The 12181-nt window shown below is 69.4% G+C and carries 9 protein-coding genes; 2 read left to right on the top strand and 7 right to left on the bottom strand.

What is annotated here, in order from left to right:
- Positions 1-290 precede the first annotated feature (290 nt).
- The 4 genes from IBL25_RS20440 to IBL25_RS20455 form a co-directional block, all read right to left on the bottom strand.
- Positions 291-1505 (bottom strand): acyltransferase family protein, encoded by a 1215-nt coding sequence (locus IBL25_RS20440; protein ID WP_187780357.1) that lies wholly within the window; start codon positions 1503-1505, stop codon positions 291-293.
- Positions 1506-1566: 61 nt separating this feature from the next.
- On the bottom strand, positions 1567-2796 hold the full coding sequence (locus IBL25_RS20445) for a hypothetical protein (RefSeq protein WP_187780358.1): 1230 nt from the start codon (positions 2794-2796) through the stop codon (positions 1567-1569).
- A 29-nt stretch (positions 2797-2825) separates the two neighbouring features.
- Positions 2826-3266 carry a GtrA family protein gene (locus IBL25_RS20450; protein WP_187780359.1) on the bottom strand — a complete coding sequence of 147 codons (441 nt, stop codon included), beginning with the start codon at positions 3264-3266 and terminating at the stop codon, positions 2826-2828.
- Positions 3263-4288, bottom strand: a complete 1026-nt coding sequence (locus IBL25_RS20455) for a UbiA family prenyltransferase (protein WP_202986837.1) — start codon at positions 4286-4288, stop codon at positions 3263-3265. The genes IBL25_RS20450 and IBL25_RS20455 overlap by 4 nt, the downstream gene beginning before the upstream one ends.
- Before the next feature lie 262 nt (positions 4289-4550).
- On the opposite strand from IBL25_RS20455, the gene IBL25_RS20460 reads away from it, so the two are divergent.
- Positions 4551-5339, top strand: coding sequence for an HAD family hydrolase (locus tag IBL25_RS20460; RefSeq protein WP_187780361.1), 789 nt, complete (start codon positions 4551-4553; stop codon positions 5337-5339).
- Positions 5340-5390: 51 nt separating this feature from the next.
- Here IBL25_RS20460 and IBL25_RS20465 read toward each other — a convergent pair whose 3' ends face one another.
- From IBL25_RS20465 to galE, 3 genes are all read right to left on the bottom strand, one after another.
- Positions 5391-6614 carry a glycosyltransferase family 4 protein gene (locus tag IBL25_RS20465; protein WP_187780362.1) on the bottom strand — a complete coding sequence of 408 codons (1224 nt, stop codon included), beginning with the start codon at positions 6612-6614 and terminating at the stop codon, positions 5391-5393.
- A 31-nt stretch (positions 6615-6645) separates the two neighbouring features.
- A complete protein-coding gene (locus tag IBL25_RS20470) occupies positions 6646-8865 on the bottom strand; it encodes an NAD-dependent epimerase/dehydratase family protein (protein ID WP_187780363.1) in 2220 nt (739 codons plus the stop codon).
- Positions 8866-9070: 205 nt separating this feature from the next.
- A complete protein-coding gene (galE, locus tag IBL25_RS20475; protein WP_187780364.1) occupies positions 9071-10117 on the bottom strand; it encodes a UDP-glucose 4-epimerase GalE in 1047 nt (348 codons plus the stop codon).
- Positions 10118-10655: 538 nt separating this feature from the next.
- Between galE and IBL25_RS27635 the strand changes: the two genes are divergently transcribed.
- Positions 10656-12005, top strand: a complete 1350-nt coding sequence (locus tag IBL25_RS27635) for an O-antigen ligase family protein (protein ID WP_187780365.1) — start codon at positions 10656-10658, stop codon at positions 12003-12005.
- The last annotated feature ends 176 nt before the right edge of the window (positions 12006-12181 follow it).

A 12181-nucleotide genomic window follows, 5' to 3' on the forward strand; every position in this document is an offset into this window, starting at 1 on the left:
CATTCTCCAGCACATTGCCGGTAGCCACCAGCACCGTGCCCTTGGTCACCGCAGCAACATCCGACATCGCCACCGGCGGACTGTCCATGTCTGACCTCCTCAACCGGCCGCCGCTCATCGCGGCGGGCTGATGCATCCAGAAAGCCGGCATTCATCATGCCGCCATTGCAACAAAGGCTGGCCCTGGCGAGATGCCATGAGCCAGCCCAACAACAGCAGATCCTGCGGCCCTGCATATCCGCGCCAGGGCCTTCGGCCAGCTCCGCGTTGAAGCCGCTTCCTCGCCCGCATCAACGCCGGGCCTTCAGGGATCTCATGAACAGGCCCGCCGGCATCCTGGCCATACGGGCCGAGATGGCGCGGCCAAGCTGTTGCATGGGATATTCCAGCACGCCGTGCAGCAGCCAGGCGACCAGCACCGTGGCGCCGAGCGTCGCCAGGGTCAGCAGCAGGCCGAAGCCGAGAGCCTGGGCCGGCCCCAGATTCTCCGGCACGAATGGCATCACCGCATGGCCGATGACGCTGAGCACCAGCACATGCAGCAGGTAGATGCCGAAGGAGAGCCTGGCCAGCAGCTCCATGGGTGCCGCATGGAAGAAGGCGCGGTCCCGTCCATGGAGCAGCATCACCACGCCGATGCCGGCGGCCAGGGTCTCCAGCACCACCACCAGGGGCGGGGCGAAGATGGTGGGCGCCAGGAGGCGGCGGGAGAACATGAAGACCAGAACCAGCGCCACCAGCAGGGCGATGCGCTGCCACCGGCCCATCTGCCCCAGCCAGGCCGCGACCTGCCAGCCCCAGCGCGGCACGAGGGCCCCGATGAAGAAGCTGAACAGGAAGACGTTCATGTAATGCCACTGCTCCGCGCTGCCCGGCGCCAGGAACATCGCGGCGATGAGCAGCGGCGCCGCCACCAGGGCGCGGCGCGCGGTCAGCGAAAGCCAGTAGAGGGCAGGGAAGACGGCCGAGGCGAGGATCTCCACCTTGATCGACCAGGCGGGGCCATTGAGGGTGGCGCTGCGGCCCTGGGCATTCGCGAGGAACTCCCCAGGCAGGCTCGCCAGGTCGATCTTGTAGCCGTCGTTGAACCAGCTGGTGGCTTGCGGGTAGATCCTTGGCTCGAAGTAGTAGATCTGCAACAGCGCCGCCGCCGCGGCGGTGAAGACCAGCAGCGGATAGAGGCGGAAGCCGCGCTTGGCGAGATAGCCCAGCACCGCGCCAGGGTGGCTCGGCGGGTCCCGGTCCAGGGAAAGCGCCAGGACGGTGCCGCTCAGCACAAAGAAGAAGGTGACATAGGCCGGGCCGTTGGCCACCGCCATCAGCAGATGCTGCGCCACCAGCCAGGGGTCCGTCAGGTCCAGCGGCAGGAGATGCGGGTTATCCGCCCCATTCACCCTGAAGACGAGCAGGCCATGGAAGAGCACGACCAGAAGGGCGGAGATGCCGCGGCCGACATCCAGCGACTGGGTGCGATGCCTGGCCCGCGCCGCGATGGTTCCTGACATCCTCATCCCCTTCCGGAACAGTCCGGCCCTGATGGATTGCTGGGTGGCCGCGGGCGCATGTTCAGGCCAGCCTGGACGACGAAAGGGCCCCGGCCGCGCGCCGCGGGCGTAGCGCGAGCCAGAGGTGATGCAACAGCAGGGCGAGCGCCGCGCCGATGAGCAGGGCACCCAGATACTTGCCCAGGGTGAAGCTGAGCATGTGGGAGGCATAGGCGCCGACGGAGCCGAGCTGGATGGCGACGGCCGCCGCGATGGTCCATGGCCGTGGGCGGCAGACCGCCAGGGAGAAAGCCAGGATATCGGCCAGGAAGAAATAGCGCTCGTGCATCTTCGGCAGCACGTAGGGCATGGCTGCCGCGATCACCACCGCGAGCAGCAGCAGGTCGCTGCCATGCAGCCGGCGCCAGCGCACCGACCATGCGCCAAGCACCAGGGCGACCAGCACGGCGGCGATGGAGCCGAGGACCACGCCGGTCTCGTAGGAGACCAGCCGCGTGAACTGCACAAAGGACCAGGGGTTCGGCGCATTCATGGAAAGCCAGTGGTAAGCGCCCGCCTGCTCCAGGTAGACGGTCGCCAGGTCCCAGGCCGGGCGCCCGGCGAGCCAAGCCGGCAGCATCATCAGCGCGTAGGAGAGTGCCGGCAGCAGGAAGTATCGCGGGCTGACGCGGCGGGACAGCACCATATGCAGCAGGAAGGGGGCGATGAAGACCGCCTGCAGCTTGAAGGCCACCGCCATGCCGAAGGCCAGCATCATCGCGGCCCAGCGTTCGCGCAGCGCATAGGCCACCACCAGCGCCGCCAGCGCCGACCAGATCATGTCGGTCTGGCCCCAGGCGGGGCCGTTCAGCGCCACGCTCGGCAGCAGCAGCGACCCCGCGGCGCCCAGCAGCGCGACGCCGGGGGAGGCCAGCGCGCGGATGAGGTAATAGATGCAGCCGGCGCAGAACAGCGCGCCCGTGATGGAGACCAGCTTCACCAGGATGAAGGGCGAGAGCCAGCCAGACGCCGTGCTCGCCAGCGCCAGGAGGTAGAGGTAGGGCGGCGAGTAATTGGCGAAGCCATTGACGCCTTCGATCTGGACGCGCAGCGGCGCCTCCAGAGAAGCCTTGGCGCCATGCTGGATGATGTGCTCCAGCCAGGGCACGAACCACCATTCCACATCCGTGGTGCGCCAGTTGATCAGCCAGGAATACACGAGGCCAACCAGGACGAGGATGCCGAGGAGCATCACCGCGCGCGTCGGCAGCGGCAGGCTTGGATGCACCGCGGACCTTGCCGGACTTGTCATGTGGCCTTCTCCATACTGCATGAACTCCGTCAGACCCGCGCTGCCCGGTTGCGCGGCCCGAAGGTGAAGAGGTTGTGCCCGAAGTAGTTGAGCGCCGCGCCGAGGCCGATGGCCGCCGCATGGGCCAGGGCCTCGGCCCATTGGAGGCCCAGGCCGGACAGCACCGCGAGGCGGAGAAAGGCGAGCGCCAGCAGCGCCACCACCCCCGAGGAGAGCAGGTTCACGGCGAAGAAATCCCTCGCCTGCAGCAGCAGCGGCCGCTCCGACCCGGGAAAGACGAAGCCCCGGTAAAGCACGAAGCCCACCAGCATGCCGATGACCGCCGCGCCCAGAACCGCCACGAAGAAAGGCAGGAACCAGGAGAGGGGAAAGCGCGCCAGCCAGTTGATCCCGGCCGCCCCGCCGCCCGCCAGCAGGAAGCGGGCGGGCTTGGGGAGGGCGCGCAGCAGCTCCAGGAGCTTTCCGCTCATCCGAACAGCCCGGACCAGGCCAGCACGAAGGCGCCGAACATGGCCGCTCCCAGCATGATGCTTGGCATGTCCCGCACCGCGAAGGCCACCGGGTCGTCATCGAGGTCGCCGCGTGCTGCCATGAGCCAGACGCGCGAGATCCAGAGGAACAGGATCAGCGGGAATGCCCAGAGCCAGGCGGTATTGCCGTAGAAGGTCTGCCGGAAGGCGTCGAAGATGACGTAGAGAATGAGCGTCACCACCGCGCCCATGCCCGCCGATGGCCCAAGGACCAGCAGCAGCGGGCCATCGGCGCCCTGGTAGCCGCGATGCGCCAGTGCGGCCGTTCCGCGCTGGGCCGCGCGCACCAGCTCGACATACCGCTTCGCGAAGCAGAGCGACGAGAAGAGGAACATCGAGAAGACCAGGAGCCAGGGCGAGGCGAAGACTCCGGCAGCGGCGATGCCGAGCACGAGGCGCAGGGTGAACAACCCGGCCAGGACGCTGACATCGAGGATCGGAATCCGCTTGAAGGCCAGCGAATAGCAGACGGTGAGCGTCAGGTAGCAGATCGCCGCCAGGGCCACCATGGGGCCGATCGCCGCCGCCAGCAGCAGCCCGAGGGCGATGGCCGCCGGCGCCGCGAGCAGTGCGAGGCCGACCGAAAGGCGCCCGGAAGGCAGCGGGCGCTTGCATTTCGACCAGTGCCGGCGGTCGGCTTCCAGGTCCCAGATGTCGTTGAGCAGATAGGTGCCGGAGGCGATCAGGCTGAGGGAGACGAAGGACAGCGCCACGGCCGCCAGATGCTCCGGGTTCAGGATCGTTCCGCTCAATATGGCGGGGACGAAGACCAGCAGGTTCTTCGCCCATTGATGCGGCCTGGCGCTTTCCAGCAGGGCCGGCAACTGTGCCCAGGCCGCCGCGCGGGATTCCGGCGCTGCCAGGCCGGGGGCGGCTGTGCTGGCCCGCGGCCGCGCCAGCCGGATGCCGACGCGCTGCATATAGGAGCGCTTGCCGGCCAGTGCCGCACCAGCAAGCTGCACGTCGGCGCCTTGCGCAGACCTCTCGCTGTCCGAAGGGTTCATGACGATGCCCTGCCAGTGGTCGCCCCGACAATGCGGTGCCGGACCACTGTCGTCATCTTCTCTTTGGGATAGACGCGATCTCAGAAGGGCTAGTCCTATTCCGCGCCTTTGCTTTCGCCGCCGCGCGACGCATCATCGCGCATGAGGCTTGTCGCAATCTGCCGATACCCCGCGCGGACGCAAGAAACGGCCGTGGGATCGGAATGGGACCGGATGCCTGATGCACAATGACGCCATCTCCATCGCCGGCCAGGTTGGCCTAGCGCCGCAACGCCATGGCGGGGCAGGGCGTGTCGCGGTCTTCGACCTGGACGGCACGATCTCGCGCCACGACCTTTTCCTGGTCTTCCTGATGGAAGCTGCGAGGCGCCTCGGGCCCGCGCGGCCGGTGCAGGCCGCGCTGCTGCCCTTGCACACGCTGAACTACGGCATGCGGCGCATCACGAACACCGCCCTGAAGACCGCTTATCTGGATGCGGTGCTCGGCAACCGCGAGCGCGGCAGCCTGCAAAGGATCGCCAAGGAATTCGCCGCCCGCTGCCTGTTCCGCGAGATCAAGCCGGAAGCCCTGCGGGCCATGGAGCGGCACCGGCAGGCGGGGGACGCGCTGCTGCTCGCCTCCGCCAGCCTCGACCTTTATGTCGAGCCGATCGGCCGCCTGCTGGGCTTCGACGCGGTGGTCTCGACCAGGGTGGCCTGGACCGCCGAGGGCCGGATCGCCGGTTCCCTGGAAGGCCAGAACCTGCGCGGCGAGGCGAAGCTCACCGCCGTGCGCGAACTGCTGGCCAGCCAGTTCCAGGACACGCAGGACTTCGTCGCCTATTCCGACCATGAGAGCGATGTCGCCCTGCTGGCGGCGGCGAGCCACGCGGTCGCGGTGGACCCGACGCGGAAGCTGCGGGACGAGGCCCGGAGGCGGGGCTGGTCCATCGTCGATTGGAGCGGCACGGACCGCCGGATCAGCGGGCGCTGGATCATGCCGCGGGGCCGCATCGGCCGCCAGGCCTGAGGGCGGAGGGGCTGCCCCGGGCCGGCACCGCCGCCGGCCGGGCGCCGTGCATCAGCCCAGATAGGCGGCGCGGAGCTGCGCGGCGATCCTGGTCCAGTCGCAGTGGTGCATGGCCATGGCATGCGCGGCGGCGGCGCGGGCCTTCCACTCCGCCGGCGGAAGCGCACCGGCCTGCCGCAACGCCGTGGCGACGGCTTCGCCGGAATGGTCGTCGATGGGGATGCCCGCCTCTTCCGCCACCACCAGCGCGCGCAGCCCGCTGCCGGCGGTGACGATCAGCGGCAGGCCCAGCAGGGCGGCTTCCAGCGCCGCCAGCGGCACGCCTTCGAAGCGCGAGGGCACCACGAAGTAATCGCATTCCCGCAGCAGCGCATCCCGCGCGGCGCCGAAGCTCGGGCCCAGGATGCGCACCTTGCCGGCGATGCCGAGCTTCTCCGCCATCTGCACCAGTTCTTCGCGCGCCGGGCCGGGGCCGATCAGCGTCAGCCGGCCGGTGCCGCCAGCCTTGTGGTAGCTGGCGAAGCCTTGCAGCAGCAGGTCCAGCCCCTTGTGGGCGATGGCATAGCGGCCGCAGAAGCCGAAATGGGGATAGGCCGCGGAAACCTCGCGCGGTGCCGGGCTGGGCGGCGCCTCGCCGAGGCCGGAGGAATAGGCGCCATTGCCGATGACCCGGATCTGCGCGCGCGGCGCGATGCGCCGGAAGATCGACGCCTCCTCATCCGAAAGCGCCTGCACGAAATGCGCGCCTTCCAGCAGCGAACGCTCGAAGACCCGCAGGTAGAGCGCGGTGTTCCGCTTCACCAGCCGCCCGGATGGCTCATAGACATGGGAGAAGCGGCCATGGATCGTGACGGCATAGGGAATGCCCCGGCGGCGCAGGGCGCGGCCCAGGCCAGGCAGCAGCGGTTCCCTGCCGCCATGGATATGGCAGAAGGTCCTGGCGCCGGCCCCGGCGAGCAGCCGGTCGATCCCCGCCTGGGAGATGCGCATGGCATGGCCGCGCAACACCGGGCCGCCGAGGCGGATGACCTCGGTGGGGCAGGACTGGTCGGCGAGCTGCACGGCCTTGCCATGCGCCAGCAGCACCAGCCTGGCCTGCTCCCCGGCCGCCCTTTGCTCCCGCGCCAGGGCACGGGCGACGTTATGCACCCCGTTCGCCTCGCTCGGATGGCCATTGCCATCCAGGATGGCGACATGCCGGATATCCAGCGGCCCGGCATCCGGCGCCGGGCTCGCGAAGGACGGCCCGGCGGGCGAAGGAGTGGGTGCGTTCATCGGCCCGCCTCTTGGTCTGAATGGATGCTCGCTATTCGGCGGCCATGGCGGGCGCTTCGGCGGTGTTCGCGCCGGTTGTGGCCAGCTTGGAACTCCGCCGCTGGGCGCCGAAGGCCCAGTCGAGGTAGAGCGCCGTCGCCGCCATGCCGCGCTCGAAGTCGAAGCGTGGCGCGTAGCCCAGAATCCGCCGCGCCTTTTCCGAATCCACGGAAGCCTTGGCGCTGTAGAGGCGCAGCAACTGCGGGTCGGGCAGATGGACCATGCCGGTGGGGCGGCTGCCATCGCCGAAATAGGCACGGCTCACCAGGTCATAGGCCGGCTTCGGCAAGGCATCGAGCCCGGATTGCAGCAGGCTCCGCACCGCCGGCACGCGCACCGCGATCTGCACGATCTTCTTCGGGTTGCGCGCCACGAGCTTGATGTCGTGCATCAGGCCGCTGTTCTCCCGCGCGATCTCCGCCGCCGGGCGATAGACCGGCCCCTTGACATGCAGCGCCGCGGCGAAGGCCTCGAAGAACCGGCCCCAGGTCACCGGCTCGGGGCCGGAGATGACGAAGCGCTCGCCCACGGCCTCGGGGCGCTGCGCCATCAGGATCATGGCATCGACCACATCGTCCACATGGACGGCGTTGCACAGCCCTTCGCCCCGGCCCGGCAGCACCACCGTGCCATAAAGCAGCATCTCCGCCGGCGCGATGGTCCAGGGGCGGGAGAAGGGGCCATAGACGATGGTCGGCTGGATGATGGTGCCCTGCAGCCCCTTGGTCTTCACCGCGTCCAGCACGGCTTTCTCAAGCTCCAGCTTGGTGCGGGTATAGAGCCAGGACTTGTCGCCATCCCGCGTTTCCTCGGTCAGCGGCCCGTCGGGCAGCGGCTCATAGACCGAGAAGGTGCTGGTATAGACGAAGCGCCTGACCTTCAGCTCCGTGCAGGCGGAAATCAGGTTGCGCGTGCCGACGAGGTTGTGGCTGCTGGAACGCGGGTCATAGGCGCAGTGGAAGACAAGCTCCACATCCTTCAGCGCCTCGGTGACCCCCGCCGCGTCGGTCAGGTCCACCTTGCGGATCTCCACCGGCAGCCGCGCCAGCCGCACGGCGGCGCCCATGCTCCGCACCAGGCAACGCACCTCGGCGCCCTGCTCCAGCAGGCGCTCGGCCAGCCGGCCGCCGATGAAGCCCGTCGCGCCGGTGATCGCAACCTTCGTGCCCGGCGCCACCACGGCCGAGGCATGGCGCGGCGTGATGCTTTCCCAGGGCATCTTCAGCAGCTCGCGCCGCGCGTAGCAGGCCTCGATCATCTCGATCGAGCGCAGCCCTTCCGCCCCGTCCACGCCCTGCTGCCTGCCGGTGGCGATGCTCTTGCGGAAATCCGCCAGCTCGCCGCTGAAGAGGTCGGGGAAGCGCTGTTCCGGAAAGGCGCCGGCGCCCATGCCGTCGAGCTTGAAGGCGCGCACGTTGTCGGAGCAGGAGAGCACCTCGTTGCGGTAGAGATGCAGTTCCACGAAGCCGTTGCTGCCCTCGATGCGGCAGGTATTCGGCAGCTCGCGGCTGCGGCTCAGCTCGATCAGCCCCTGGCCGCCGGATGGCAGGTCGAGGTCGATGAGGCAATCGGCCTCCACGCCCGTCAGCGCATCGTCGCGGTAGCGGGAAACGCGCGCCCCGCCGAGCCACCACAGCACCTCGTCCAGCGTATGGGCGCCCGTGTCCATCAGCACGCCGCCGCCGGCGAGGCCGGGCTTGAGCAGGCCATCGGTGCTGGTGGCCCAGTTGAAGACGAAGCCCTCGCGCACTTCCACCCTGTCGATGGTGCCGAGGATGCCGGAAGCGAGCAGGGCCTTGGTCCAGCGGGCGATATGCAGGTAGCGGCGCAGCAGCCCGACGGAGAGGATGGTGCCGCGCGCCGCGGCTGCCTCCAGCATCTTCCTCGCATCCACCGAGCTGGTGGCGAGCGGCTTCTCCATGAAGACATGCTTGCCGGCGGCGATCAGCGCCTGCCCGATCGGCCCATGCAGCGCATGCGGCGCCGCGACGATGGCGGCATCGAAGGAGGCGGCGGCCTTGGTCCAGTCCGCGGTGCGGATCAGCGTCTTGCTGCGGCCGGCGATGGCGGCCGTGGCGGTGAGGTTCCGCTCGGAAGGATCGACCAGCACCTCCGGGCGCCAGCCGATGCGGCGCAGCGCGGGCAGGAGGTGGTGTTGCACGACCGCGCCGCAACCGATGATGGCGAGCCGTATTGGCTTGGTCTCAGACATCGTCAATCCTTTCCGTTCAGCCGCCATGCAGGCCCCGCGGACGGGGGCCCGGCCAGGCCCCGGAGGTTGCCCGGCAGCGGCATTCTGGTTCCGGAATGTTGCAGTGCGGAGAGATATTTGGTGGTAACCAGTCCGGCACGCCGGGATGCCGCGCCCGGAGCGGCAACCGCTTGTTTCCCGAGGCCGGGCAAGGGCAGCGCCCGCGTCAGCCGAGGGCGGCGAGCCGGCCCGGCCAGCCGGCCAGGTCCCTGCTGGCCGCCGCCATGCCGCTGTAGCCACGCGGGTTGCGCGCGCGCCAGGCATAGGCGGTGCGCACGATGTCATCGAGGGCGCCGAGACGGGGCACCCAGCCCGTGTCGCGCCGCAGCCGCGCGTTGGAGGCGACGAGGACGGCGGGGTCGCCCTCCCGCCTCGGGCCCAGCACATAGGGCACGGGGCGCCCCGCCGCCCGCTCCACCGCCGCGATCACCTCCATCACGGATGCGCCGGTGCCGCTGCCGACATTGTAGCGGCAGGAACGCCCTTCCTTGAGCCGGTCCAGCACGCGCAGATGCGCATCGGCCAGGTCGGTGACATGGACATAGTCGCGGATGGTGGTGCCGTCCGGCGTGTCGTAATCGGTGCCGAAGACCGCCAGCGGGTGCCCGAGGCCGAGCACGGCATTGACCGCGTTGGGGATGAGATGGGTCTCGGGGCTGTGGTCCTCGCCCAGCCGCCCTTCAGGATCGGCCCCCGCCGCGTTGAAGTAGCGCAGGGAAGCGGAGCGGAGCCCGTGGATGCGGTCCGCCCATTCCAGCGCGCGCTCCGCCATGAGCTTGGATTCGCCATAGGGGGAGATCGGGTCCTTGCGCTCGTCCTCGCTGATCGGGATGGTCTCGGGCCTGCCGAAGAGCGCGGCGGTGGAGGAGAGCACGAGGCGCATCACCCGGTGCTTCACCGCCTCCTCCGCCAGGGCGAGGGTATTGCCGAGATTCTCGGACAGGTACCGCATCGGCTCGCGCATGCTTTCGTCAACCAGCGACATGGCCGCGAAATGCAGCACGCCGTCGAAGCGCCAGTTCGCCATCACCTGCCGCAGCAGGCGGCGGTCCGCGAGGTCTCCCACCACCAGCTCCGCGCCCGGGGGAACCGCCAGCCGGTGGCCCTGGCGCAGGTCGTCGAGGACAACGACCTCGTCACCGCGCTCCAGAAGGGCGAGAACGACATGGCTGCCCACGTAGCCGGCGCCGCCTGTGACAAGAAAGCGTTCCATACTGCACCCTCGTTGTTCGCTGGAGCACTCATCGCGCCATGAAGCGCCGCCGGCGCGGCCGGGCGGAGGAGAACAGCCGGGGCGGCTGCTCCTGCCGGCAGTCCAGGCGATCCGCGGCACCGCTCATCTCCATTCCTGGTCCATGCGCTGTAGCGGCACGGCCTCCGGCGGGTTTGGGGAAATCCGCCTGGGCCATCTGAGGACAGCGATACAGGCTGCGGGTGCGTCACAGTTAGGACACAAACGGGTAATCTCCCTCTGCGCCGTGGCGCGCCCGCGCCCGCGCCGGGCGCAGAAGGATTAGCGGCTGAGGCTTGGCGCCGGGGCCGGGCTACCCCGGAATTCCACTCGGGGCGGCGGGGCCGCAGCCGCAGAATGCCCCGGTCGGCCGGGAGGAAGCCCGTGGCCGGCGCTGCCAGAGGGACGGAGGACGCGTGGGCCGGCTGACCTTCGATACCTTGCCGGGACAGGACCCCGGCCAGGCCATGACGGCTCCGGCGCGCCCTTGCGGGCTGGCGCCCTGGGCGGGGAGCAGCAGGTGACCGCCCTTGCCACGGTCCGCGCGCAGGAGCGCGACATCGGCGATCTCTACATGCGTGGGCTGGCCAGCCTGCTGGTGGGCTACGCGCTGCTGGGCAAGGGCTTCGCCTATATGGGGCTGCCGCCGCTCTATGTCGGCGAGATCCTCTTCCTCAGCGGCATGCTCATGCTGTTCCGCAGCGGCTGCCTCATCGCCACGCTCACGGCCTTTCCCAACCTCGTGCTGCTCACCCTCGCCGGATGGGTCGTGGCGCGCACCGTGCCCTTCCTGGGCATCCATGGCGTCGATGCCATCCGCGACAGCGTCCTCGTGCTCTACGGCGGCTTCGCCTTCGTGGTCTGCGCCTTGCTGATCGAGAAGCCGGGGCGGCTGGCCGAGGCGCTCCGCTTCCTCGGCATCTTCTGCACGGTCTATGGCGCGGGCGGCGGCATTCTTTACTTCCTGAGCACCAGCTCGCTGCTGTCGGTGATCTCCTGGCCGGCCGGCGCCATCCCCATCATGTCCATCCGCTCAGGCGAGGTGGCCTCGCACCTGGCTGGCGCGGCGCTCTACGCCCTCCTGCTACGCCGGCGGGTCGGCACCGCCTGGACCCTGCTGCTGCTGCTCGGGATCGGGCTGGTATCCGCCCAGAGCCGCGGCGGCATGCTCGCCATCGTCGTGCCCGTGGCGGTGGCCGCCGTTCTCTCCGGGCGCCTGCTGCGCCTGACGCGGATCGCCACTGTCGTCGGCCTGCTCTTCGGCATCAGCCTGGCGCTGCAACTGGAATTCCAGTTCGGCACCGTCGATGAACGCACCGGCGGGGGCGAGGCACGCGTGGTGAGCGCGGAGCAGTTCCTGAACAATGCCCTGAGTATCCTGGACGACCAGGGCCCCGCCGAGCTGTCAGGGCCGAAGCAATGGCGGCTGATGTGGTGGGGGAAGATCCAGGACTACACGCTGCACGGGCCGTATTTCTGGACCGGCAAGGGCTTCGGCATCGGCCTCGCGGAGGATGACGGCTTCGTGGTCTGGGAAGGCGAGGGCCAGACCACGGTGCGGAGCCCGCACAACGCCAATATCACCATGCTGGCCCGCGCGGGCGTGCCGGGGCTTGTGCTCTGGGTTCTCCTGATGCTCGCCTGGTTCGGCATGATGCTGCGGAGCATGCTGGAGGCGCGGCGGCGGGGCGAGGAGGAATGGGCCAATGCCTTCCTCTTCATCGGCTGCTACCTGCTCGCCATCCTGGTCGATTCCTCTTTCGACGTGGCGCTGGAAGGGCCGATGCTGGGCATCTGGTTCTGGTGCCTCTTCGGTCTCGGCGTCGGTGCGTCGCTGGTCTACCGCGCCGCCGGCACCGCCCGCCCATAGCTGGGCCTGCCGCCCGAAGGGGACACGGCGGCCACCGGCCCGCAATCAGGGAGCTGGCAGCAAGATGTCGAGCAAGCAGGACAGGAAGGCGGGGTGCCGCCATTGGCGGCGCGCCGCCGCGTGGCTGCTGCGCCGCCAGGCCAGGCCGGCGGTGACGGCTGCCCTGCTGCTGGCGG

The organism is Pseudoroseomonas ludipueritiae (genome assembly GCF_014490445.1).
Lineage (GTDB): Bacteria > Pseudomonadota > Alphaproteobacteria > Acetobacterales > Acetobacteraceae > Pseudoroseomonas > Pseudoroseomonas ludipueritiae.